Below are 25005 nucleotides of genomic sequence, written 5' to 3'. Positions count from 1 at the left end.
CTCAGCGGGTATACAATGGGCTAATGTTAAGATCAATGCAATAGTCCGTGATCCAGCTGCCGGCGGCATCTACATACAGGATATTGGGTTTGTTCTTTTTGTTGATGGTGCCGTTACTGATCCAGTCGTTCATGGTTGGCAGCAGGTAACGGTTGCCTTTAGCGGAAAGGTCCAGGATGGTCTGGTTCTTTTTCAGGGCATTGGTAAGCAATATTACACCGCTTACCACAGCGCCGGTCCTGTCGGGGCGGAAACCATTGCAGATCAGCGCCGCTTCCTGGCTGCTTTGGGTGAGCTGCCAGTCCAGGCGTATGAGGTCATTATCCCTTACCCCCTCCTTCATGCTGTTAAAGAACAACACCTGGTCGGCCATCATTTTTTTGATATCGTTGGTGGCTGCATATTTACGCCGGTAATTAATAAAAGCGCCGGAAGCATTTGCAATGCTGCATGAATCAATAGCGCCCTGGTAGGCATGCTGCTCAAATACTACGATCACTTTACCAGCCAGGTCTTTTAATTTTAAGTCCCCTAGTTTTTTCTGTGAATTACGGTACAGGTGTGAGCCCAATTGCGCTATAATAGTGTCTCCCAGCCGGGCCATAGGCACATCCTGCTCGCAAAAATGACTAAAGTTCAGCATCACGGTTTCCATTTTATTGGTTTCCAGGAAAGCGTGCACACCGCTCAGCACATCGGCCAGCTTTTCCCCGTAACCGGCGCCTACAGCATCCATATCACAGTCGGACTCTGCATGTTTTATATATAACGCTTGTGCATAATTACCTACCCGCAGGTCAAACATACGGATGCCGTTTTGCAGCTGCTCTTTGATGGGTATGCTTTGGGTGAGCGTATTGCAGGTATTAATGGCATCTTTCATTTGCCCGCCGGTGCCGTTTAATACAGACATGCCGGCATCGTGCGCGCCGGGTATTACAATATCCTTTAGTGTATAGGCTTCTTTGGCGGGGTGCAGGAGGTCCTGCATCCAGGAGGCGGGGTTATAGGCGGCAAAATAGCTCAGGTACATGTGCTGATCGTTACCGGTGTAGGCCAGCATAAAATTGTTAACATCTATTTCGCAAATGGCTACCGGGTTGCTGCTGTTGAAGTAAGGAGGCAGCACCTTTTTTTCCGTAGGCGGGTTCCCGTTATCAGCGGTGGCGTAATAAATGCGGGTATCTTTTTTAGCCCCACTCCACAGGTAAAACAGCTGCTGTGCATCGTACACATGGTGTAAGGCGGGGGCAGCGCCTGTAACAGCGCCCGCCAGCGGTGTAGGATCCGTCCACTTATTGTTGTGCAGGTTATAGTCGGCATAATACACCTCATTTCCCTTAGCTGCCTGCCAGCAAAAGCGTAGGTCGGTACCCGTGAGGCTTACAATAAAGGGATAGGCAGCTGCTTTTACGCCCTCAACAGTTTGCAGCTGCGCATCCTGCAGCACACCTTTGTTGCCCGGTTCCAGCAATGCAAATACCAGGGTGCTTTTATCATTTGCATGTGAAGCCAGCACAATTTGCTCATGAATGGCCGTGGTGGTAAAACCATTTGCCAGCGGGCCATTCAGCTTTACAGTATATACCTGCTGCGCTGCCAGGCTGGTATCTGTATCGTTCTTTATATATTTCAGGGACCCGTCCGCAGCTATCCAAAACAGGTACAGGTGCTCATCCAATACCTGCAGCACAGGGGCGCAGCTGGTGGCAGCGTTGCTTACAATAACATCCTGCTGAGTAAAGGCAGTGTCCTGGTGTTTGCCCAGGTAGCTGGCATGAACGGGGGCGTTATTTCCGGGGGCTTTCCAGGTTACAAAATAGCCGCCTTTGAAATGGGTAATATCCGGCGCTTTGTCTGTAACGGCCTGTGGCAGCAGGGCTACAGGCGGTGTAAAGGAAAGGTTCTGCGCATAAAGCGGGCAGGTGAATAACAACAGGCAGTAAAAGAATTTATGCATAATTGGCAGATCAGGTAGATAATAGACCGCAATGGTTTGTATTTTATAACGCGCCAGTTCGGTATTTGTTTAAACCTTTTGCATGGCTGCAATGTTAGTTACCAATATAATTAAACAACCATTGATATGCCAAGAACCCTCCTGCTATTGTACTGTATCACCATTGCTATGTTGCCTGCATCTGCACAGGATGCACATTACTGGTCAAACAACTACGGCCCCGGTGTGCTGCTAACACCCGGCAGCGTTATTGCCAGCAACCGCGATAGTGGTGTGCTGTTCTACAACCCGGCCCTGCTGAGCCTTTCCAACAAGAACCGCATTGCCATCAGCACCATTTCCGCCAATATTTACCAGCTGGATGTAACCAGGATCAAAAACGGCGCCGGTACCGGCAGGGACCTGCACAATAACAGTGTGCGGATTGTGCCGCAAATGTTATCCGGCAGCATTTCGCTGGGCAAAAAGGCCCCGGTAGTAGTTGCCTATGCGCTGGTAAATTCGCCGGGATTCCGCTTCCAGGCATCACAGCGGCGGGACGATAAGATCAATGTGCTGAATGATGCGTACAGCCCCGGCGATGAATACTTCGTAGGCGATTATGTGCTGGAGAACCGGGTAAGTGAAACCTCCGCGCTGCTAAGCACCGGTTTCAGGCTTACACCCCACCTTTCTGCCGGCTTCTCTGTTGAGGGGCAGATACGGCAGCAGCATTATAATGTTATCAACAACACCCGTGCGCTGGCGAATACGGATATTGACAGCTTACCGCTACCACTGGTAAGCGCCAGTGCTTACTACCTGGCTACCTACGTTCACGCGGGGGTACGTTTTAAAGCAGGGCTTGCCTATGATGCAGGCCGCCATCACGTGGGATGGACCATTAGCTCACCCTTGCTGCATGTATGGGGCTCCGGTACTATCGTAACCGACTATACGGTGAATAATATGTACCTGGATGTGCTGAAGGATTTTTATAGCTACCTGGCCAACAGCCGGCAGGAAAGCCTGAAAACAACTTTTAAAATGCCGCTGAGCACTGCCCTGGGTTATGCCTATGATTTCAGGCTGGGGCAGCTATATGTGGCGGCAGAATACTTTCGCCCGGTAAAGGAGTATAATGTAATTACACCCCGGAACGATGCTTTTATACGGCCCGACACCGGCAGTAATTCCAGCTTAACCCGTGAGTTCGTGCGCCTGCATGATGCGCGCAAGGCCATTCTGAATGTAGCCGTTGGCGTTAGCTACAATATACGGCCTTCGGTAACGGGCTATTGCTCTGTAAGAACGGATATGAGCTATGCGGACAAAGGCCAGTTCAAAGACCAAACCGGCTATGAGCCATATACCGCGTACTGGAACCTTGTACACTTAGCTCTGGGCGCCAACTTTAAGCAGAAGAAGTTCAATTTCCGCACCGGCTTCCTTTGCTCCTACGGCTCTACCCATCACTTCCCGCAGGATGTTAACTTTGATCATCCCAATGAAAACAACATACTGCAGGGCGATCCCACGGATGTAAGTGCCCGGCGGTTTTCGGTTGGGTTTATGCTGGCGTATATACATAATTTGTGAGCTGAAAGCGGAAAGCAGAAAGCTTAATGCAGCGGAGGATTGGCGGGAGTTGAGGGCTGAAAGCGAAAAGCATAAAGCATAAGGCGAAAAGCTTAATGCAAAGGGCGGAAGGCTTTATGCTTTCTCCTTTATGCTTTGCGCTTTATGCTTTATCCTTTCTGCTTTAGCGAAGCGCTCCTAATGCGGCTCAGGGATTCGCGGGTAATGCCTAAATAGGAAGCTATCTGGTGCTGAGGGATGCGCTGTTCAAAGTAGGCGTACTGCGCTAAAAAGTCCTGGTAGCGTTCTTCCAGTGGTTTTTGTAAGAACAGCACGCGGCGCTGCAGGGTAACAAAAGCCTTTTGCATGATCATGCGCCAGTAAATATTCATAGCAGGTATTTCATTGAACAGCTGCTGTTGCTGCGCATATTCCAACACAAGTACTTCCGTATCCTCCAAGGCATCAATATTATATAAGGATGGCGTGTGGGTGAGCATACTATAGAGGTCAGCTATCCACCAATCTTCCAAAGCAAACTGCATTACGTTTTCCCTGCCTTCATTATCTACTTCGTACTGGCGCAAACAGCCTTTTATTACAAAGTGATCGGCGTTGCAAATGGCGCCTTCTTCCAGCAGGTATTGTCTTTTCCGTAACTTTTTGTGCCGGAAAAAACCGGGGATCTTTGCTTTTTCCTCCTCCGTTAAAGAAATGTACCTGCAAAAGTTGTCGATGAGTAACTGATGCATTGCTAACCAGGTTTACAACTGCATAGTTACAACATTTTACCAACGCTATTGCACTACACCCAGTTGTTTCATAAGGGTCAGCTCATCGGTTACCCGCCAGTGCTCCACAATCTTTCCATGATGGATCTTTTCAATGTTGATCTGGTTCACTGTGATCTTTTTTCCGGTGGGCGGCTGCCCGAACAGATCGCCCCTTTGCGTGCCGGTCATTATTACCCTTGCCACGGCCATGCTGTCATTTACAATGAGATCCTGTATTTCATAGTGCAGATCGGGAAATGCCTTACGGATGGCCGCCACAATGGGTTTAAGGCCGGCCGGGCCAGGCGGAGGGTTAGGCGTGCTGGGCGTATGGTTGATGTACTGCGGATCCAGCAGCTCATCCAGCACTTCCAGCTTGCCGCTGTTCCATACTTCCGCAAAGTAACGTTGTACGATCTGTTTGTTCTGTGCTGCTGGTGTGGGTGGGCAGCTATAGGAGGCGCACAATACGCCTGTTACCAGGATCAGAATTTGCCGCATAGTTTAACTTTTTCGCTGCAAAGTTCCGTTACCTGGCGGCCTATTCCAATGATGTATGATAATGGTTTTGTGTGATGCAGATCAATAATTACCCCACTAAGGCTCTGTAATAAACGCTAATTGTGCGTTCTGGTAGCGCGGTTTGGCCAGCTGCGCCTTCAGCTTTTTGAAGGTTTCTGAAGGGCCTTTGGTGGCAAACAGGTTCACCAGCCAGGCCGGTAAAGAGCCACCGGGATCGGTTTCCAGCGTATAGTCTATTTGTACGGTCCTGGGTTTTACGGGTGTAAGGATCCACTTTCCGTAGGAACGGTGTACGCGCACGATGTTCTTTTTTTCCGGTACATAATCGGCAACAGTAGGCCCGTTGACGGTAACTACTTTGGTTTGCGGGTCCTGTGTAGCGATCAGGTGTGCTACAAAATCGCGGTTACTCACAGGCCAGGGCAGGCTTACTTCTGAATAATAAAACAGCTCTGCCGGGGTTACCTGTTTTAATAAAGTGCTGGATTTAGTGCTGTATACCCATTCGGCGCCGGTGTTCACGTCTAAGATCACGGTTACCAGCTGGGATAGGGTGGCGGGTACCAAACAGCGCACCCTTACGGCTTTGAGGTGGGAGTTCTCTATGTTTTTGGTATAGATCTCCATATCACCCTCTCTTGCTTTCAGGGTCCATTTTTGCTGCCCATTTACCAGGAGGGATAACAACATTGCCACGCACAGTATCAAGGTTCTTTTGTTCATACGCATAAAGCCAGGTTGATTGTAACTAGTTCCTTTCTGGGTGCAAGTTACGGAGAACTGCGGGGTTTTTGGTCACACGAATGTTATAGAGCGGAAAGGTGAAAGCAGAAAGCAGAAAGCCGGGGCGGACGCTGAACGCGGAATGCTTAATGCTGAACGCTTCATGCAACGAAGGACAGGCAGCAGGAGCTTTCTGCTTTATGCTTTATGCTTGTGCTGTGGGCCTAGCGGGGAGGGATAGTTATGGTAACAGTAGACCGGGAGTACCGGCGGGGCTTTATGCTTTATGCTTTGTGCTTTATGCTCTGCACCGGGGCCTGGCGGGAGGCACTAACCTAAAGGTTAGTGGGTGAGGCTGAACAAGAAAAGAAAAAAATTGGGCCAGCCAAGAATAACCGGCCCTTTTTTCACGCTATTGAACAATGAAAAGCGCAGGGGTCACTGCGCTTAGAGTAAACTCAACGATGGGTGAAGGGTTGGGTAAGCTGTGCGGATGATGTTTAAACCCGGGTTTATGCATCACCGTAATGTTCCCGTGTAACGCCTTTACTTTTTGCTCAAACAGCAGAGTGTTCTCTGTCGGTGGCACTGCCTCATCTGCATCTGCACATAATATGAGTATCGGGTACTTCCCCTTCACAATCTCTTTTACCTTATCTACAGGGCTGCCTTTGAACTGCTGCAGCTGTGCATCGGTGGTAATACCGTAATCTGCTTTCAGCTGCTGTAGCACATCGGCAGCCGGTTTTACTTTCCCTAAACCACCGGGCCAGCTTTTAAGGTCCAGCACAGGGTTATCCACGTACACGCAGGCAACCTTGTCCGGGTTTTCAGCGGCCCAGTTAAATACGTATACGCCTCCCCTGCTCATGCCTTCCATGGCGGCTTTGCGGGCCAAGCCGGCTTTTTGCAGCAGGTCGTAAAAATGGTTCCAGGTTTGAATGGCTACCTGGTTACCCAGCAGCTCTGCTACATCGCAGTACACCACATGATAACCCCGTTCCAGCAATGCAATATCTGTTTGCGGCTCATGGCCCCAGAAACGGGCGCGCCAGATCCAGGGATGGCCTTTGGCCGCCCATTTAGGTTTTACCACTTTGCAGGCATGGTTATCCAGCGTAAAATCCGCACAGGCATAACCGTAAAAAGCGCTGACCGTAGTGGGTATGCTAAGCTGTTTGAAAATATCGAAAGCAGGATCGCGCTGTACCATTAGCTGATCGTATAAGCGTTTGGCCATAATACCGGAACCCGCGGCATTGGGATGAATATTGTCCGGCAGCAGCTCCGGCTTGTCGATCAGCAAGGGGTGCATATCCAGCATTTCCAGGCCCTCCTGCAGGGCTACCTGCTGTATATGCGGGATCACCTGTTTTACGATCACCGCATCCCAGATGCCGGTGGTATCTGTTACAAAAGACACTACCGGGCCTAATAAAATAATGCGCGGGTGGGATGGCAGCTGTGTAAATGACCTGATAAGGGCGTGATAGTCGGCTTCATATTCAGCCATATGCACGCGGTTAATGAGCTTACTATCGTTGCCGCCCAGGTCAATGAACACTATATCCGGGTTGCATTGCAAGGCTTGCCGGTATTCGTTTGTTTTTATGTAGGGATGATCGCCATTGCTTAATAAGGTGGTGCCGCTTACACCATAGTTGCTTACGATGTAATCCTTTCCCAGCAAGGCTTGCAGTTGCGCGGGAAAAGAATTATGCTCCCGGTCAGGCACAGTAGCGCCATAGGTAATGCTGGCGCCTATGCAGGCAATTTTTTTCTGCGCCATGGCGGGTGCAATGGTGCAGAGGGTGAGGAATAATATGATAAGCTTTCTCATGTTCAATAGCTTCTATGTCCCGCTTGCGGGATGTTTAACGGGTAAACGTATACGTTTTTCCTGCCTGCGTGGCAAGATCATATAACAGTGTTGCCTTCAGCGCGGGCGCCGTTAGCTTTGCCTTTTCGTTAATGAGCGGGCGGGGTGTGGTTTCCGGTTGAAAGAACGGATTGCTATTGGCGTCCGTAGCGCCTTTCAGGCCTTCACCCTGCAGCGCATTAGGCACGCGTAAACGGCAGTTACCACCCAGCGCAGAGCGGATAGTGACCTTGCTCAGCTTACCATCCTCCCACTGCATATTCACAATTTCAAAACCGCCCCTTGCACGCAGGCCGCTGATGCTGCCGCTTTTCCAATCGTCCGGCAAAGCGGGCAGCAGGTCAATGGCGCCGTCATGGCTTTGCAGCAACATTTCCGTAATACCGGCTGTGCAGCCAAAGTTGCCATCTATCTGGAAAGGCGGGTGCGCATCAAACAGGTTGGGGTATGTACCGCCGCCACTGTTCTCTTTTCCGTGATTCTTTCCTGTGGGCGTAAGCTGGTTTTTGATCAGCTGCCAGGCATGATTACCATCCAGCAGGCGGGCCCAGAGGTTTACTTTCCAACCCATTGACCAGCCGGTGGAAATATCGCCCCGCTGTATTAAAGAGGTACGGGCCGCGTCAAAAAGCTCCGGTGTGCGGTACGGAGAGATCTGATTGGCCGGGTACAGTCCAAACAGGTGCGATACGTGGCGGTGCTTATCTTCGGGATTATCCAGATCCTGCAGCCACTCCTGCAGCTGGCTGTACTGGCCTATTTGCATAGGTGGCAGCTTGCTGCGGCTGGCCTTCAGCTTAGCTATTAATTCCTGGTCCGTATGCAATATTTCCGCGGCGTGAATGGTATTTGAAAAAAGATCAAATACCAGCTGGTTATCCATGGTAGCGCCTGCGCTGATGGATATTCCGGGATGTGCCTGCGGCGCGTTCTCCGGCGACATAGAAGGCGATACCACCAGCCATTGATGCGTGGGTTCGGGTATTAAAAAATCAAGATAGAACTGTGCAGCGCCTTTCAGTGCCGGATATACGCTTTGCAGGTATTTTTTATCGCCGTTATACAAATACTTTTCCCATAAATGCCGGCTAAGCCATGCACCACCCATGGGCCACATTGCAGAATAAATGCCATCTACCGGGCCGGTAATACGCCACAGATCTGTATTATGGTGGGCTACCCAGCCACCGGCGCCATACATTACACGCGCGGTTTCACGGCCGGTAACAGACAGCTCCTTTACCATTTGCACCAGCGGCATATGCATTTCCGGTAGGTTGGTTTCTTCTGCCGGCCAGTAGTTCATTTCCGTATTAATGTTAATCGTGTACTTGCTGCCCCAGGGCGGATCCATCTTGTTATTCCACAGGCCCTGTAAAGTGGCGGGCTGCCCGCCGGGTTGAGAAGCGGAGATAAGCAGGTAACGGCCAAACTGGAAATACAGGGCCACCAGCTGCGGGTCATTGGCCTGCGCAAAATCCCGCAGGCGTATATCCGTTGGATTTTTAACGGAATCTGTAGTACCCAGGTCAAGGTGCACGCGGTTAAAATATTTTTGATACGCAGCTATATGCGCGCTGCGCAGCTGCTGGTAGTTTTGAGTTAATGCTTTGCTTAAATAATCTGCGGCACGTTTGCCTTCATCGGCGGTAATATCCTGGTAATTCACATAATTAGTGGCCATGGAAATGTACAATGTAACGGTGTTAGCGCCGGTTACGCTGATAGCATCGCCCGATGCGGTTACTTTCCCTCCCTCATTCCTGAACTTTACCAGCGACTGGAATTTTACTTTACCAGGTACGTTTTCTTTATCGCTGCTGATGCCGGAAAGTTTCAGCTCATCATTTCCCGATACGCTTATTGCCGGCTTATGCGCGCTGTGAAAGGATGCCCGGAATGTAATACTGCCGGGCGTTGTAGCGCTGAGACGCACCACTATCACCTGGCCGGGTGTAGAGGCAAATACTTCGCGGCTGAAGGTAGTGCCATTCACCTTATAGGTTGTTTTGGCGATGGCGGTTTCCAGGTTCAGCTCCCGGTAATAATCGGTGTATTGATCATGACCCGCAAAATCCAGCTGCAGCTCGCCTGCGGTCTGGTACTTCATGCCGTTGTTCTTTTTAGACTGTATGCTCTGCGCGGCCATTTTACTGGCTTCTTTGTATTGGCCGTCGAAGATGAGCTTACGGATCTCCGGTAAAGCGGCTAATGCATCCGGATTATCGTTGCGGTTAGGGCTACCGCTCCACAACGTGGCTTCATTCAGCTGTAATGTTTCTGTTGCAGGATTGCCATACACCATAGCAGCTAAACGCCCGTTACCCACTGGCAGCGCAGCTTCCCATACTTTACCGGCAGGCGCGTTATACCAGAGCTTCAGTGTTTTGTCCTGTGCAGCTGCCGGCAGCACCAGCAGCAGCGTTATCATATAAATACCTATACGTTTGATCATAACCATGGTTTACTTTTTCAAAGACGTTGGAATATTTGGGCTGTTAGCTGCCTTACCGCGCACAATATTGCTGGTGGCGCCCGCCAGCTGCAGGTACCAGTCTGAAGGCAATTGCAGCCCATCCTGGTCCAGCGATACAAACTGCGCGTGTGCCGGTTTTTGTGCCGCTACCGGCGCTACTTTAAACATGGCGGTGCCTTCATCCACCTCATCGTACATGGCAATGTATACCATGTGCGCACCGGCCTTGATCACATTATAAGATTGATGCCAGAAAAAGTTGCCGCCATTACGCGGGATCTGGTTAAAAGGCGATCTGCCATTGCGCAGGTTATACCAGGAAAACCCCGGCCATATTACCGGCATATAATCTATGTGCTGCTGATCGCAATACGTTTTATCCGGTATTACGGAAGTGTTGCAGAATTTATCTGCGCCTGCTGCATCTTTAAACCGGCCTACTGCCCAGGGGCTGATCACATCCAGCTTATTGAATACAGAACGCCAGGGTTCGGGCTGCTGCATCCAGGTATTGTTTAATCCACCCATAATGGTGGCTGCATATTTTCCGGAATGGAACCATTGCAGCAGGGAATCCGTAGCCTGTGCCGTAGCAAAGGCGGTATGGTCAAAACCCAGGCCCCAGATGGCTAACAGCGGTTTGCCCTTATGATGTAAGTAAGATTTGCCTTTGGTGATCTGCAGGGAATCTACCAGGTATTGCCAGTCGCGCATGATGATCTCTTTCCAGCGCGGGCCTGCACCGGAAATATCATACATAATGCAGTATACGCGTTCATATTTTTCACTGGCCTGTTTAATGTTACGCACTACCTGGTTAAAATGTTTGCGCCCGTTCTCTCCTCTTATTTCAGTAACAAAACGTTGTGCAAATACGCCGTCCAGGGCATGCTCTTTCATCCATTTAAAATGGAGGCCCACCGTGGCATATTTGTAGGCGGAGAACAGCTTTGCTTGCTGACCATTGGCATATACCATGTTAGTGGCTTCCTGCACATCGGCGGGATACTCGCGCATATCCGGCCAGTAGTCAAAGGTGGCGTGTGCGGAATCCGGCTGGTTATTGCGGAACCAGTGTTTCCAGGCGCCATTGCCGGAACCATCGCCAGGCGTTCCAAACCAGCCCTGGTAGCCGAACATCACTTTTTTATCCAGCGTGGTGGCGTCCGGCACATACCCTTGCGCGCGGCTGCCGGCAGCTGTTAACACCGTGGCGGCTAGTACTGTTATTAATGCATATAATTTCATTCACAATATTTTAGTCTGCGCATACGCTTATTGCGGGCGTGATGCAGGTGACGCTCCAAAGTTATAATTGGGTTTGCTGCCCATCCAGAATTGCAGGGTGCCGCCCTTCGCAATATCAGTATGCAGCAGGTAGCTTTTCGTGTACTCCTTACCGTTGAGCGTGATGCGCTGCACATAAATATTTTCCGGGCTGTTATTCACGGCAATAATGGTAAAGGGTTTGCCGGAAGGTGTTTGTATCACGGCTTTATCTACCGCGGGGCTGCCGATCACATACGCGCCGGAGGCCGGGAACACAGGATAAAAGCCTAGGGAAGAAAACACGTTCCAGGCCGACATTTGCCCGCAGTCCTCATTACCGATAATGCCATCAGGCTTATCGTGATACATTTCCTTCATAATGTAACGCACCTTCTCTGCTGTTTTCCATTGCTGGCCCGCATAGGCATACAGGTAGCTGATATGGTGGCCGGGCTCATTGCCGTGGGCGTACTGTCCTATAAGACCGGTAAGGTCCTGCAGCGTACTGCTTTTCATTTCCAGGGTAAAGAAGCTATCCAGCCTTGCAGCAAAAGATTGTTCCCCACCTAAGAGCTTTATAAGGCCCGGCACATCGCCGGGTACCAGCCAAAGATATTGCCAGGCATTGCCTTCCGTATAATCCGGGTTGGGCGCTTTCATGGCATCAAAAGCAGGGCGGCGGCTACCGTCCAGGAGCACGCTGCGGAAAAATTTTGTGCCGGGATCATAGTACTGGTGATAGTTCTGCGCACGTTTCTGGAAATACGTGTAGTCGTCCTGTTTATGCAGGGCTTTTGCCATCAGGGCAATGCTGGCGTCACTGATCCCATATTCCAGGCCGCGGGCTACGGAGCCGCGGAACTTATCGCCGGGTATGGGTTTAAAGTTCTTCACGTACATGAGGCCCAGGCTATCGCCCATGGCCGTGGCTTTCACAGCATTGTAGGCACGGTTTACCTCAAAGCCCTGAATGCCTTTGAGGTAAGCTTCCGCCACTATCTGCATACTGCTGATGCCTACCATGGTACCGGTTTCATTTGCATTGAGGTGCCAGATGGGCAGCCTGCCCTGCTGATCATAAATAGCCAGCATGGCGTTGATCATATCTGCCGTGCGTTCCGGTTCAATGAGGGTGTACAAAGGATGGGCTGCCCGGTAAGTATCCCACATGGAGAAGATGGAGTAGTTTGAAAAGCCGGCGCCCTTGTGCTCCTGTTTATCAGCGCCGCGGTAATCGCCATTGTGGTCATTGAAAACAGCCGGGTCTATCATGGTATGATAGAGGGCGGTATAAAAAATGCGCTTTTCTTTATCGCCTTTAGCGTCTATCTGAATTTTAGAAAGCTCTTTGTTCCATTGATCGTCTGCGGCCTGCGCTACCTGCTTAAAGTTCCAGCCGGGTATTTCAGCATCTATGTTGGCCAGGGCGTTATCTGCACTTACAGGAGAGATACCTACTTTCATCTGCAGGGTGAAGGGGCCTTCCTCAAAGCTCATCAAACCCTTAATGGCAGGGCCTTCTCCCCTGCTGCCCTGCAACAGCTGATCGTTATTATATACGCTGAACTGTTTAACGGGTATGGAGGTACGGATGGCAAAATATACCCGCTGATCTTTAGCCCAGCCGGTGGAGTAACGGTAACCTTTAAAAGTTTGCGCATCTACCTGCTCTATAAAAGTAGCAGTGGATTTGTCCTGCGTACCTTCTTTGAGGTCAATGATCACGCGGGCACTAGCATCTCCCGGGAAATTATACTGATGAAAACCTACCCGTTCTGTTGCGGTTAGCTCTGCTGATACGTGGTAATCATCCAGCTTTACAAAGTAATAACCGGGTTTTACCTTTTCATTTTCGTGCGAGTATAATGATGCATAACCTGCACGGTGGTTGGCTTCTGTACCTTTATCGGTTTTAATTTCGCCGGTGTACGGCATAATGAGGATATCTCCCAGGTCGCCAATACCGGTACCATTCAGGTGCAGGTGTGAGAAACCGATCAGGATGCTATCACCATAATTGTAACCGGAATCCCAGTCCCAGCCTTTGAAAATATTCGCAGGCCCTACCTGCACGGCGCCAAAAGGCACGCTGGCGCCTACAAACACATGCCCATGCCCGCCGGAGCCGATGTACGGATCAACGTATTGTGTTTGTGCGTTGGCCGTTGCTGATAATAAGAAAGCCGCTATGTATGTGAAATACTTCATTCGTTTATTTGTTTACTTCTCCAGTTCCTCCAAAGTCCAGAACTTGCCACGGCTGGCGGTTTCGGCCCGTACCTGTTTTACCTTTTCTACGGATACTACAGGGGAACTTTCCCGGTTCCTTTCCCTGCGGGTACCGAAGCTGTAACGTACATAGCTGAGCACTGATGCTATCCATTCATCATTGTTGGATGCACCAAAAGGTGCCATTACATCCGTGTACGTTTTGCCATCAATAGGGCCGCTTAAGCCGTTCAGCAAGATCTTCATCAGGGTTACCTCATCCCCGTCTACACGTTTGGAGCCAACAAAGGGCGGCGCTGCCGGTGAGCCATTGCCCACTACAATGCCTTTACCATCCGGGCCATGACAGGTAGAACAAAGCTGTTTGTAAATAGTTGCGCCCTGCAGTATCCTGTTACGGCTGGCCGTGGGCATGCTGCCTAAACGGCGGCCAAAGAGCTTTGTGTTGTTATTCACCTCAATGCTGTGCGCTACGCCCTGCATAAATTCTTTATCCGCGCCTGCATCTACAATGTTTGCTGCCAGCGCTTTGGCGTCGTCTGATTTGCTGGTGGAGAGCGTATTTACCAGCTGCACCTGCACATCTGCAGAAGGATCGTTCTTTAAAGCTGCCAGCTGGCGGATCATGTCTGCATCGTCCTGTTTCACATAACGTTCGCTGATCCATACCGCTGTTTTACGCACTGCTGCAGATGTATCCTTCAGGGCTTTTAATAATGTTTCTTTATCAATGGCATTTAATCCTTCTAATGTCCACAAGGCATGTATGCGGCCAAGGGTAGTATGCGGACCGGCAGCCATTTGCCGGAGCGCAGGTACCAGCGACTGATCTCCGCGCACAATAATTTCTTTCTGCGCATTTTCCCGCCACCAGGCATTGGGATGATCCAGGTACGTTAAGAGCTGTGCACCGCTATCATCCAGCAAATGCGGTTTGGGACCGGGTTTGTAGCCATCGTGTACCACGCGGTAAATACGGCCGCGACCAATATTCTTATCCAGGCCTTTATTTATAATGCGCGGGCGCAGGAAGCTGCCTTCTTTGGTCCAGTTGCTTTCCTGGATAATGCCGTGGTACATATCTACAATATACAAACAGCCATCCGGGCCGGTGGTGGTATTTACGGGGCGGAAGTTCATATCTGTGGAGGTAATGAACTCCTGCTGGTTGTAAGCATTTTCCAATGTTATTTTCCCGTTGTTATCTATCACTTTTGCGCGGCGTATTAAACGGCCTACGGGCTCGCAGATCAGCAGGTCGCCTTTCATGTCGGCTGGTAATGCATTACCACGGAAAACAGATTGCCCGCAGCTGGCGGTGAAATGATTGAGCGTGGTATCCGGCCGCAAACGGCCCATACCGCCCTGCACATCCGGCGTAGCAATAATGGGCCATACGGCCTGGAAAGCATCATTGAACTGATCGCGCGGGTTTAAGATGCCATAGGCAGGATTGATCTGGAAACCCAGCGCCGGTATTTCCGCGCCTGCGCTGGAAAAGAACAAACGGCCATGATCATCATTGCCCACACCCCATTGCCCGCCGGGCGAATTAGCCAGGGAATCCGCCACCAGCTTACCATTGGTATACTTATAGCGTATGGGATCGCAGCTTACATAGATCCAGTTATCCAGGTTCCATAACAGGCCGCTTTTCTGGTGCTCCAGGTTGCGGGTGTCCGGCGTATCATTCTTATACACCTGCACTTTTTCATCTGCTTTGCCATCGCCATTGGTATCTGCATAACTGTAAATGTTATACGTATAGGTTTCGTTCACCAGCAGCTTGTGGCCTACGCATAACAACATGCGGGGCAGCACCATGCTGTCTATAAAGGTGGAACGCTTATCCATTTTACCATCGCCGTTGGTATCTTCCAGCAAGGATACCTGGCAAATGGGTTTGTTTTCATCTGTGCCGTTAATGTCCATCATGTAGGTGCGCATTTCGGCTACATACATGCGGGCATTGCCATCCCATACAATGGCCACAGGCTCCTGCACCATAGGCTCGCTGGCCACCAGCTGCAGGTGATAGCCGGGCTGCAGGTAAATAGACTGCATGGCTTCTTTCACCGTTTTGTAGGAAGGATCGGGATGCGGGTTTACGATCACCTTACCGGTAGCATCACGCTGCAAGGCCGGCTGCGATGATCTGCAATGATATACCAGCAGGCTGCCTAATAATAAGCCTGCTGTTATACGCCATTTGTAATGTGCTTTACTCATGACCATCTGTTATTTGGCGTTATTGAGGGAAAGAATATACTGCACCATTTTTTTAGCATCTGCCGGGGGTAAGGCGGGATGCGGCGCCATGGCAACCTCGCCCCATACGCCTGCGCCCCCGTTCAGCACCTTGGTGCAAAGCAGCGTAACGCTGGCTTCCGTAGCAGGATATTTTTTCGCTACATCCAGGTACGCGGGGCCTACCAGCTTCTGATCTACTTTATGACAGGCCAGGCAATCGGATTTTGAGAGCAGGGCTTTACCGTCTGCAATGTCCTGCGCGCTGGCTAGCGGTTTGGCCGCTGGTTTAGCTGCCGGTTTAGCGCTTGCAGTTTTGGCAGGCGCCTTTTTTACCGGCCCCTGTTTGGGTTTGGTTTGTTCCGTTTGTTCGACGTGGCTGTGGGCAGTGGCCGCTATCAGGAGAAAGCCGGCCAGCAATAAGCATCTGGTCATTGAATATGCAGTTTAATATTTTCTGTTTTGAAAGTCCATGAACTATTTTTTTTAGTTCATGGACTTTTCTACTGTTTATGCCCCCGGTATATTTACCGGCTTAGGCGTATTATAGTTATACCGTTTATTCACATTATCCGCTGTGCGGGCGCCTACACGTACATAGTAGGTGCGGCTGCCACCCAGCGTGCCTTTGGTGGTAATGCTGATGGTTTGTCCCAGCAGGGCATTACCATCTGTTCCGTTGTACTTTACCTGGTTTGAGAAACGGTTATCGTAACTGGCGTTGCTCACAAAATCCGTGGTGGATACATACAGGAACACATCTGTTACATTAAACTGGTAGGCGGGATTGGTAGTGCCGCGTGTAAACTTACACTGCACGGTTATTGTTTTATCCGGATTCACTACCGGCTCCCCTACCCATTCTACTTTCAGGAACGGATCTACGTTAAATTCCAGGCTGGTTACGCCGGAAATATCCACCGTTTTACTGTTATCAATTACCGGCGTGGTGGTGGTTACTAACGGTACAAAAGCGCCATCCATAGGATATACTTTGTACTTGCCTTTGAACAGGCGGCTGTTATTAAATGTACCATCCGGCTTTACGTTAAAGTATTGCGGTATTACACCCTGCCCGTTGTTCCAGCTTTGTTCTTCCAAACGTAAACGGATACCCGCTGATTCTGTTTGAATGGGCTGCCCGGTGCTGTTATCAATTACACGGCCGGTAAGCGTTTCAGCCGGCTCCTCATAGTTATCGTTCTTGGCGCAGGCGCTTAGCAAAGCCAGCCCCATGCAAAAAATTGTTGTGTATATATAAGTGCGTTTCATTGTTTGGCTTTTTATTGGTTTTGTACCAGTTTCGGGTTCTTGGTAATCTCTCCATTGGGTATTTGTTCATAATACCACATGGACTGGAAAGTGAACTGCTGGTTACCTTCATACCTTCTTTTATCAAAAATGTATTTGCCGTTGGCGGCTACATAAATGGGATTCAACACCAGCCATACGCGGTTCTGAATTTCGGCATCTGCTGTGCGCCAGCGTTTAATGTCCCACCAGATCTTGTTCTCAAAGCCAAGCTCCTTGCGCCTTTCATTGCGGATCACGTTTATGCTGGTAAGATCGGCTGCACTGGCCAGCAGCGTAGCGCCTGCACGGTCGCGGATGTCGTTGATGCAGGTGTAAGCATCCTGCCGGTAGTCCACATCATTTTGCCCGGCCGTTATTAATTCATAATCTGCTTCTGCGCGGTTCAGTAACACTTCTGCGTAGCGCATCTCCATCCAGGGCTGGAAAGATTTGTTCACGATCACATCTGCCACCGGCTTACGCTGATCCAGGTACTTGCGCTGAAAGAAACCGGAAATAGTTACAGAGCCGCCGGTAGTGCCGTAAGTGCCGCTTAAGCCACCTGCATTCATCTTTTGCCCGTTAGGCAGGTCCACCATAGGTGATGGCAGGTTGCTGCTATTAACCGCCGGCACTATATTCGGGTTGTTGGCGTAAGGATTGGTAGTGTTCGGGAAAGGGCTTACACTGCCGGGGAACGGATTGATGCCGCCTGCAATATCTCCTTTATAAATACCCCTGCGGATATCGATCACCTGTCCTTTGAAAGTGGCGCCAGGCATTAATACAGTTGCCAGCAAACGCGGTTCTGCATTCTGGAAAAAGCTGTACGGGTTGTCATAGTATGCATACTGGCCTGTGGTAGCATCAATAGTTTTAAGACTGCCGTCTGCATTGCGGGGCAGGCCATCAAACAGCTCCACGTAATCCAGGGTGGGGTTCATGTAAGAGCTGTAACCATCCTTGCCTTTCATTTGATTAGGGATGGCAAACAGGTCAAAGCTGTGCACTGCATTCAGATCGCTGTACTCTTTCATGAAAATGGCTTCCTTATTGGCGCTGCTCACATCAAAAAACAGGTTATAGTAATTCTCCTCCTTATTGGCGGATGCGCGGTAAAGCGCGTAACCACCCGTTTCTACCAGCTTTGCGGCGGCGTAACATTCCTTAAAATAACGTACGGCCTCTGTAGCGGGAATACCCTGCACCTGCGCACCTGTGGCGGGATCGGAGATGTTCTTGTTATTATATTTTGCAATGGAGCCGGCAAACAGCATTACCCTTGACTTGAGCGCTGCGGCTATGAACTTATTGGCACGGCCCCGTTGCTCGCTGGTATTGTTCATGAGCATAATGGCCGTATCCAGGTCTTTGCCAATATAGTCATACACCTGCTGTTCAGAGCTGCGGGGGATCTGCAGCTCCTCCAAACCCTGCTGCGGATAGTACTGCACACCGGGCGTAATGGGTACACCGCCATAACGTTTTACCAGCTCAAAGTAAGTGAAGCTGCGGATAAAGCGGGCCTCGCCCAGCCACTGGTTCACCTGGCTCTGGTTAAAGTTGAACGCATAGGCTGGCATGGTTTCCAGGAAGTAATTGGCATTACGGATCACCACATAAGCATCGCCCCAGTAGCCGGTTTGCGCGGCGCTGGCGCCCCCTACCTCGCGCGACATAGATTCGCCCGTGAGGTTATTGATATTAGGAATGTAGTTGAACTGGTTGTAGCCGTTGTTCATATTATACTTAAAATCCTCGATGGGCAGGCGGTTGTACAGGCCCGCAAAATAAGCGGTAACGCCGCCCGTGCTGGCAAAGGCATCTTTATCCTGCACAATATTATCGGGCAATATGCCCAGCTTGTTGCAGGCGGTGACTATACACAGCAGTATCAGTAACGGATATATGAATTTTTTCATTTTTGGAATGCTTTAGTTAATCATTAAAAATCTACACTCAGCCCAACATTATACGTTTTGTTCAGCGGGTACACATACCCGTACAGATCCGACGGATGTTCCGGATCCACGTAGCGTATGCCCGTTGCCGTGAAAATGTTGTACCCATTCACATACAGCCTGGCTTGTCTTAAACCGGCCTTACGGGTAACGGATTTCGAAAACACATATGTATAGCCCAGTTCCACGCTTTTAAGCCTGGCATAGGCAGCATTCTTTACTGCAAAAGAAGAGTTCCCATCGAAGCCGGTGCCTGTCATGGCAAAATAACCGGGCACATACTGCGTATTGGGATCGTAGGGGTCTGCCGCAGGATCTGCTGTGTGCCAGCGGTCCATGTATTGTTCCAGGGCATTGCCGTTAAAGTTCAGCGGCGTAGCCAGCGCTTCCGGGTAAGCGATCCATTTCATGGCGGCTCCCTGTATCAGCGCGCTCAGATCAAATCCATGGTAGCTAACCCCAATGCTTACCCCAAAATTGATGAGGGGCGGATTGGGTGTGCTGGTACCCCGGTCCGTATTGCCATTATACGTGGATGCAATCGGATGACGATCCAGGTCATCGATATAACCGTCGTTATTCCAGTCTTCATATTTATAATCACCTGGCAGGGTTGCGCGGTTGCCGCCGCCATTGTCTATGTTGTAGTTATAAATGTCATTGAAGGATTCAAAACGCCCGGCGCCGGTATAACCCCACCATACATCGTTATAACGATCATTCACATTATTGCGCCAGTTGTCGTAAGAGTTACCGGCTACTGCGCGTTCATAATGTTTCCATTTGGTGTGGGAGTAAGAAATGTTGCCGCTGATGTTATAATTGATCTGCCCGATGCGGTTGCGGTGCGTAAGCAACAGCTCCACGCCGCTGCTCTGATCACTGTTCAGGTTCTCCTGCGGCAGCGCTGCGCCTAATGAACCGGGCAGGGATAACAGGCGGTTGGCTAACAATCCATTTCTATCTCTTTTAAACCAATCCAGCTGAAAGCCGAATAAGCCTTTCCAGAAATCGGCATCCAAACCGAAGTTGAGCGTTTTGGATTTAAACCAGGTAATATCAGGATTAGGCAGTACGCGGAAACCCAATGCATTGGTGTAATTGCCATCAAACACTGAACCGCCGGGCAGGGTTTGCAGGTTGCCGGATGAAGGATAGTCGTAACCGGTGAGGTACTGGAAACGCAGGCCGCTGGCATCGCCCATCACACCATAAGAGGCACGGAACTTAATATTATCAATGAAGGTGAGCTTTGGATTATCCTTAATAAAGCTTTCTTCTGAGATCCGGTAACCGGCAGATACGGCTGGAAAGAAGCCCCATTGGCCCGTAGGTGCAAAACGGGAGGAGCCATCGTAACGGCCGCTGAGGTCCAGCAGATACTTTGCATTATAATCGTAATGCAGCTTGCCCACATAACTTTTGGTGGCATAATTGGTTAAGCCGCCCAGGTCCTGCGTACCGATCTGGTTAGCTGTGGTGCCGGTGCCCAGCTGGTCCAGCGTACCTAATACCAGGTAACGGCTGGCGCTGAAGTTGTCCGACTTTTGCGTGCGCTCCTCATACAATGCCAGCACATCCACATTATGCGCTTTGGCAAAGGTGTGGCTGTAGTTTAACGAGAACTGCAGCATGGTGTTAGGTGCGGCGGAGTAATACCGGTTTACGTTAGAAGGCGTTTGCAGCGGTTTGGGATTAAACACGGTGCTATCACCCACTTTCACTGCCTGGTACACATTAAAAGAGCGTGCAAAGTTCTTGTTGTCTGACATAGCATAATCATAGCTATACAGCGCTTTGGCATTTAAGCCTTCCAGGAAAGGCACGGCATAGTTGAGTGTAAAGGTGCCCTGGAAGGTATTGGACACAGAACGTTTATACCCGTCAATGGCTGCATTGGTAAGGGCCAGCGCGCTGGTGCCGTTATCGTCCAGGTAGTTTATATAATCAGGATTGTTATCTGCATACAATGAATAAGTGGGCGGATGCCGCCACAGGGCTTTAAAAATGCTCCAGGAATCTTCATAGGGCTGGTTGCGGGTGTCGGAAATACCGCTCAGCTGCAGCTCCGCAGTAAGTGTGCTGGAAATTTTTGCCGTAAGGTTAGAGCGTACGTTGTATTTTTTGTAATTCAGATCACCCGATTTCCAGAAGCCCTGCTGGCTCAGGTAACCCAGGCTTACGAAGTAAGTCATTTTTTCCGAGCCACCGCTGGCCGTGAGGCTGTGTTCTGTTTGCGGGGCGGTGTTGCGTACTACTGCGCCATACCAGTCGGTGCTGGTTTTGGTGCCGTTGGCATAAGCGTCAAAATCGTTCTGGTTGTACACCGGCGTACCACCGTTCACGTTATGCAGGGCTCTTTCATTGAATAAGGTCATCCAGTCCGTAGCGTCCAGCACTTTGGGTAAGCCGGATGGTTTTTGCATGCCTACTGTAACGGTGTAGTTTAACTGCGTGGTGCCGGCCTTCCCTTTTTTGGTGGTGACCAATATTACACCATTGGCGGCCTGCACGCCGTATACAGCGGCGGCGGCATCTTTCAGTACGGAAATGCTTTCAATATCATTCGGGTCCAGGCGGTTCAGGTTACCGCGGGGTACCCCGTCAATGATAATGAGCGGTGAGCCTAAACCGCGAATATCGAAGCTGTTGTTAAAGGACCCCGGCTCTGCGCTGTTCTGTACCACGCGCACACCGGGCAGCTTACCGGTGAGCATGTTCAGCACATTTTCATTGCGGGTGGTCTTGATCTCATCGCCTTTTATGGTGGCAATGGATCCGGTAAGGGTAGCCTGGCGCTGCTGCCCGTAGCCTACCACTACTACTTCGCCCAGGCTGCTGTTATTACGCGCCAGGGAAATGTTCAGCTCCTGTGCGGAGGCCTGTACTTCTTTTGATTCGTACCCTACATAGGAAATAATTAAGGTAGCATTGCCGGGAGCGTTGAGATTAAACCGGCCTTCTGTGTTGGTAACGGTGCCCGTGTTACCATTTTTTACTTTTACGGCTGCGCCAATGAGCGGCCCACCGGTGTCGTCCGTGACCCTGCCCCTGACGGCGATGTTCTGTGCGTAGCCTTGCAGCATCGCACAACACGCCAGTACCATAAATAGAATTTTTTTCATACCGTGGTGTTTAAAATGTGGATTTAAAAATTGGTTGTACCGGGCGACAAATTAAGCGGGCACCGCTTAACAAATGCTTAATTACAGATTAACCGGCCTGCCATTCCCATTAACAAACACCATAATTAGTGCACTAATTGGGGACCGGTTATTGCTTTTTTGTCGCGTCATTTAACCCACACGGTTTATTTTTATTTATGATCGGTCTTATTTCCTTTTATTCCAGAAAATGAAAGTTCCCCGGTCGGTGGAGGTGATAATATCCACCCGTCCATCCTTATCCAGGTCTGCTGCCAGGATATCTGATCCTGCGCCGGAACGGTTGTGCACCAGCTCCGGTACAAACGTAGCGCCGCCGGGTGCTTTGGTATCGCGCACAGTACGGAACCAGTACAGCACCGGCGCACCATAAGGGTCCGGGTCAAAGTAATTGTCCAGGTGCGACCAGTAACGTTTGCCGGCAATAAAATCCGGGATGCCATCGCCATCCACATCTGCGGCCGTAGTGCCGTGGATCTGGGAAAAAGTTACATCGCCTGCATTTTTGCTGCTGTAATCGTCCATGATGAGGTGCTGCGTAAAGGTGATATTGCCTTTACTATCCTGCGTTTGTTCAAACCAGGCCAGGCCAAAACCATGTGCATTGAGGCTGGTGACCACATCGTTCTTCGCATCGCCATTTACATCATATACTGCCATTACTGCGCCGCCTGCACCGGTGCTGCGGTGGCCATAACGCGCCAGGGCTGCCGGATGATAGGGCCATGGCTGGCCATTGTCCGTAGCTGGCTGCTCCCACCAGCCATTGGGATTTACAATGTCCGTACGCCCGTCGCCGTTAATATCGCCGGTACCAATACCATGGCCCATCATATACCCGTTGCCGGAAATAATATGCGGCACCCAGGGTTTGGAGGGATCTGCCGGATCGGGTTTGGCATAACGCAGCGTACCTTCTGCGCCATATACCAGCTCCGGTTCACCATCGCCATCAAGATCCCTGAACACGGTGATCTCTGTTTGCACGGAGGGGATCACCTCAAACTTATCCCAGCGGCGGGAAGCCCCTTTGGGATTGAGGTACACAGTAGCACGGGGCGGACCGGTAAAAATATCCGGCCATCCGTCGGCATTGAAATCGTAAGTATACTGGCAATTAATTTCTGTGAATTCTTTGGAAGGATTGTAGGCTGAGGCGGGAAAGATCTCCCGCAGGCGGGTATAATCCGGGCCAAAGTAAATGTAAGGGCCGGCCACAATATCGGTATACCCATCTTTATTAAAGTCTGCTGCTGCTGCGCCCCAGGAATAATACATATCATTAATGCGCTGTACCTGGAAACGCGGGCCGGTAGCTTCCTGGGGGATGATCTTTTGGGCCAGGTCCTTCCAGCCTATTGCTTTGAACTGCGCTGTGCCGTTGCCTACGTACAGTGCTATGGGGCCATAAAGCCCTGCATCGTCGGCGGCAGCAGCGCCTAATTCACGGCCATCATTCAGGAAACTGCGGATGATGCTGGCATCTATAAATATTTCAATCGTGTTCCAGCCGTTAGGACGCAGGGCGGTTTCCGGGCGTTGTAAGGGCAGCTCCGGCCCGCCAGCACGGCGGTTACGGTTGTTATTATTGTTATTGCTGCTGCCCCGTGGATCAGGCGGCGGCGCCAGGCGCACAATGCTGCCGGCGGAACGTAATGGCTCGCGCAACAGCTCTTTACCCTGCGTGTTAAGCACTATGCTATATATTATGATGCCGCTGTCTTTCAGGGATACCAGCACCCCTTTAGTGCTATCGTTCTTTGTTTCCATACGGAACAGGAAACCGGCTTCTGTACCGGGCGTACATTTGAACTGTGCATGCAGCCCCACGTCCTGGTAGCTGCTATCCAGCACCAGCCAGCCGCTGTTTCCATTAGCCGTACCCGTGAGTGTGCCGTTCTGCGCCTGCCACTTTGCAGCGCCTAATACATGCCAGGGGCCTAATGCCGAACCACTGAATGTGCCATCCGGTACAAAACTTTGCCCGGTTTGCGCATGTGCGCTTAGTGCCATCAGTAACAGGATAATGAGCACCCTCATATATTGTTCTTCACGTGTTCAATTAACCAATCGCCTATTTTTTCATAATCCGCATCCTGGAACTCCGGGCTCCATTGCTCTACGGAGTAAATGCCCTTAAAGCCGTGCTGCTCCGCCAGCTGCACGCATTTATCGAAGTCATAGGAGGTGTGCTGCATATGTTCATTAAACTTCATGACCTTGGCGGAAATGAGATAGGCGTACGGCATTATTTTTTCAAGGGAAGCAAACATGCTTTTCACAGGATAGTTACCAAAATCCGGGAGAGTATAAATATTATCCGGGCCGGCTTCTTTTACAATTCGTATATGCGTGTCCGGGTTCATTTCAATTCCAAAGTGATTTTCAGTGAGCAGCACCAGCTTTTTGCTTTTGGCATAACGGTTAATTTCTTTCATGGAGGCAATGCTTTTTTCCAGGGAGCCGCCTGCCCTGCCGGGATTTACACGCACGCAGGCTGAACCTACATATGCCACTGCATCCAGCCATTCTTTTACATGCACAAGGCTGCGCTGCCGTTCTGCTTCATCAATCGCTGCCAGGTCGTAGCTGCTATCTACCTGCACATTCACCAAACGGCTGCCGGCTGCTTTAATACGATCCTTCAGCATGGACAGGTAAGGCTTTTCCAGCGATTCAAAATGATTGCTCCAGAACTCCAGATTGCGGATATTGAAACGTTCTTTATAATACGCCGGCACAGCTGCCAGGGTGAGCTCGTTCTTTATAGTGGGGATCTCTTTAGGACGGGTTTGTTTAAAACGATAGCGGAACAATACGGTGCCCATACCGACGCGGTCCATTTTATCTTTGCCGCCCGCAAACGCAGGGAGCGCAGATGATACCCATACGGATAGCAACAGGCCGGAGGATTGGATGATGAAGGCTTTTCTGTTCATAGCGTAAGTTTTA

The 25005-nt window shown here is 50.5% G+C and carries 16 protein-coding genes; 1 reads left to right on the top strand and 15 read right to left on the bottom strand.

From position 1 onward, the window contains the following. Position 1: 1 nt before the first annotated feature. Entirely contained in the window at positions 2-1960 is a 1959-nt protein-coding gene (locus BMZ54_RS10420; protein ID WP_089910262.1) for a phosphatidylinositol-specific phospholipase C domain-containing protein, read from the bottom strand. Positions 1961-2086: 126 nt separating this feature from the next. On the opposite strand from BMZ54_RS10420, the gene BMZ54_RS10415 reads away from it, so the two are divergent. Beyond that, entirely contained in the window at positions 2087-3538 is a 1452-nt protein-coding gene (locus BMZ54_RS10415; protein WP_143080963.1) for a hypothetical protein, read from the top strand. A 149-nt stretch (positions 3539-3687) separates the two neighbouring features. Here the strand turns inward: BMZ54_RS10415 and BMZ54_RS10410 are convergent, their stop codons facing one another. From BMZ54_RS10410 to BMZ54_RS10345, 14 genes are all read right to left on the bottom strand, one after another. Further along, complete coding sequence (locus BMZ54_RS10410) at positions 3688-4269, bottom strand: Crp/Fnr family transcriptional regulator (protein ID WP_089910256.1); 582 nt, start codon at positions 4267-4269, stop codon at positions 3688-3690. A 45-nt stretch (positions 4270-4314) separates the two neighbouring features. After that, complete coding sequence (locus tag BMZ54_RS10405; RefSeq protein ID WP_089910253.1) at positions 4315-4791, bottom strand: ester cyclase; 477 nt, start codon at positions 4789-4791, stop codon at positions 4315-4317. Positions 4792-4887: 96 nt separating this feature from the next. After that, positions 4888-5535: an START domain-containing protein gene (locus tag BMZ54_RS10400; RefSeq protein ID WP_089911896.1), complete on the bottom strand. Its 648-nt coding sequence runs from the start codon at positions 5533-5535 to the stop codon at positions 4888-4890. A gap of 412 nt (positions 5536-5947) precedes the next feature. Continuing rightward, positions 5948-7375: a GDSL-type esterase/lipase family protein gene (locus BMZ54_RS10395; protein ID WP_202909203.1), complete on the bottom strand. Its 1428-nt coding sequence runs from the start codon at positions 7373-7375 to the stop codon at positions 5948-5950. Positions 7376-7409: 34 nt separating this feature from the next. After that, positions 7410-9869 carry a glycoside hydrolase family 95 protein gene (locus BMZ54_RS10390; RefSeq protein WP_089911889.1) on the bottom strand — a complete coding sequence of 820 codons (2460 nt, stop codon included), beginning with the start codon at positions 9867-9869 and terminating at the stop codon, positions 7410-7412. A 9-nt stretch (positions 9870-9878) separates the two neighbouring features. Continuing rightward, on the bottom strand, positions 9879-11138 hold the full coding sequence (locus tag BMZ54_RS10385) for a glycoside hydrolase family 99 protein (protein ID WP_089910250.1): 1260 nt from the start codon (positions 11136-11138) through the stop codon (positions 9879-9881). 27 nt (positions 11139-11165) lie between these two features. Beyond that, positions 11166-13367 (bottom strand): GH92 family glycosyl hydrolase, encoded by a 2202-nt coding sequence (locus BMZ54_RS10380; protein WP_143080962.1) that lies wholly within the window; start codon positions 13365-13367, stop codon positions 11166-11168. A gap of 12 nt (positions 13368-13379) precedes the next feature. Next, positions 13380-15617, bottom strand: coding sequence for a DUF7133 domain-containing protein (locus tag BMZ54_RS10375; protein WP_202909202.1), 2238 nt, complete (start codon positions 15615-15617; stop codon positions 13380-13382). 9 nt (positions 15618-15626) lie between these two features. After that, positions 15627-16070, bottom strand: a complete 444-nt coding sequence (locus tag BMZ54_RS10370; RefSeq protein WP_089910244.1) for a c-type cytochrome — start codon at positions 16068-16070, stop codon at positions 15627-15629. A 75-nt stretch (positions 16071-16145) separates the two neighbouring features. Then, positions 16146-16907: a DUF3823 domain-containing protein gene (locus BMZ54_RS10365; RefSeq protein ID WP_089910240.1), complete on the bottom strand. Its 762-nt coding sequence runs from the start codon at positions 16905-16907 to the stop codon at positions 16146-16148. A gap of 11 nt (positions 16908-16918) precedes the next feature. After that, positions 16919-18850 (bottom strand): RagB/SusD family nutrient uptake outer membrane protein, encoded by a 1932-nt coding sequence (locus BMZ54_RS10360; RefSeq protein WP_089910237.1) that lies wholly within the window; start codon positions 18848-18850, stop codon positions 16919-16921. Positions 18851-18873: 23 nt separating this feature from the next. Further along, entirely contained in the window at positions 18874-22014 is a 3141-nt protein-coding gene (locus tag BMZ54_RS10355) for a SusC/RagA family TonB-linked outer membrane protein (RefSeq protein WP_089910234.1), read from the bottom strand. A 207-nt stretch (positions 22015-22221) separates the two neighbouring features. Next, on the bottom strand, positions 22222-24093 hold the full coding sequence (locus BMZ54_RS10350) for an FG-GAP-like repeat-containing protein (RefSeq protein ID WP_089910231.1): 1872 nt from the start codon (positions 24091-24093) through the stop codon (positions 22222-22224). After that, positions 24090-24992, bottom strand: coding sequence for a sugar phosphate isomerase/epimerase family protein (locus BMZ54_RS10345; RefSeq protein ID WP_089910229.1), 903 nt, complete (start codon positions 24990-24992; stop codon positions 24090-24092). Before BMZ54_RS10345 ends, BMZ54_RS10350 begins: the two co-directional genes overlap by 4 nt. Positions 24993-25005: the final 13 nt, after the last annotated feature.

Origin of the sequence: Chitinophaga rupis, from assembly GCF_900109685.1 — a bacterium.
Lineage (GTDB): Bacteria > Bacteroidota > Bacteroidia > Chitinophagales > Chitinophagaceae > Chitinophaga > Chitinophaga rupis.
This window is presented reverse-complemented; position numbering and strand designations above follow the sequence as displayed.

Coding starts and splice junctions, on each gene's coding strand:
- BMZ54_RS10420 (WP_089910262.1), bottom strand. CDS start 1,960: ATGCATAAATTCTTTTACTGCCTGTTGTTATTCACCTGCCCGCTTTAT.
- BMZ54_RS10415 (WP_143080963.1), top strand. CDS start 2,087: ATGCCAAGAACCCTCCTGCTATTGTACTGTATCACCATTGCTATGTTG.
- BMZ54_RS10410 (WP_089910256.1), bottom strand. CDS start 4,269: ATGCATCAGTTACTCATCGACAACTTTTGCAGGTACATTTCTTTAACG.
- BMZ54_RS10405 (WP_089910253.1), bottom strand. CDS start 4,791: ATGCGGCAAATTCTGATCCTGGTAACAGGCGTATTGTGCGCCTCCTAT.
- BMZ54_RS10400 (WP_089911896.1), bottom strand. CDS start 5,535: ATGAACAAAAGAACCTTGATACTGTGCGTGGCAATGTTGTTATCCCTC.
- BMZ54_RS10395 (WP_202909203.1), bottom strand. CDS start 7,375: ATGAGAAAGCTTATCATATTATTCCTCACCCTCTGCACCATTGCACCC.
- BMZ54_RS10390 (WP_089911889.1), bottom strand. CDS start 9,869: ATGATCAAACGTATAGGTATTTATATGATAACGCTGCTGCTGGTGCTG.
- BMZ54_RS10385 (WP_089910250.1), bottom strand. CDS start 11,138: ATGAAATTATATGCATTAATAACAGTACTAGCCGCCACGGTGTTAACA.
- BMZ54_RS10380 (WP_143080962.1), bottom strand. CDS start 13,367: ATGAAGTATTTCACATACATAGCGGCTTTCTTATTATCAGCAACGGCC.
- BMZ54_RS10375 (WP_202909202.1), bottom strand. CDS start 15,617: ATGAGTAAAGCACATTACAAATGGCGTATAACAGCAGGCTTATTATTA.
- BMZ54_RS10370 (WP_089910244.1), bottom strand. CDS start 16,070: ATGACCAGATGCTTATTGCTGGCCGGCTTTCTCCTGATAGCGGCCACT.
- BMZ54_RS10365 (WP_089910240.1), bottom strand. CDS start 16,907: ATGAAACGCACTTATATATACACAACAATTTTTTGCATGGGGCTGGCT.
- BMZ54_RS10360 (WP_089910237.1), bottom strand. CDS start 18,850: ATGAAAAAATTCATATATCCGTTACTGATACTGCTGTGTATAGTCACC.
- BMZ54_RS10355 (WP_089910234.1), bottom strand. CDS start 22,014: ATGAAAAAAATTCTATTTATGGTACTGGCGTGTTGTGCGATGCTGCAA.
- BMZ54_RS10350 (WP_089910231.1), bottom strand. CDS start 24,093: ATGAGGGTGCTCATTATCCTGTTACTGATGGCACTAAGCGCACATGCG.
- BMZ54_RS10345 (WP_089910229.1), bottom strand. CDS start 24,992: ATGAACAGAAAAGCCTTCATCATCCAATCCTCCGGCCTGTTGCTATCC.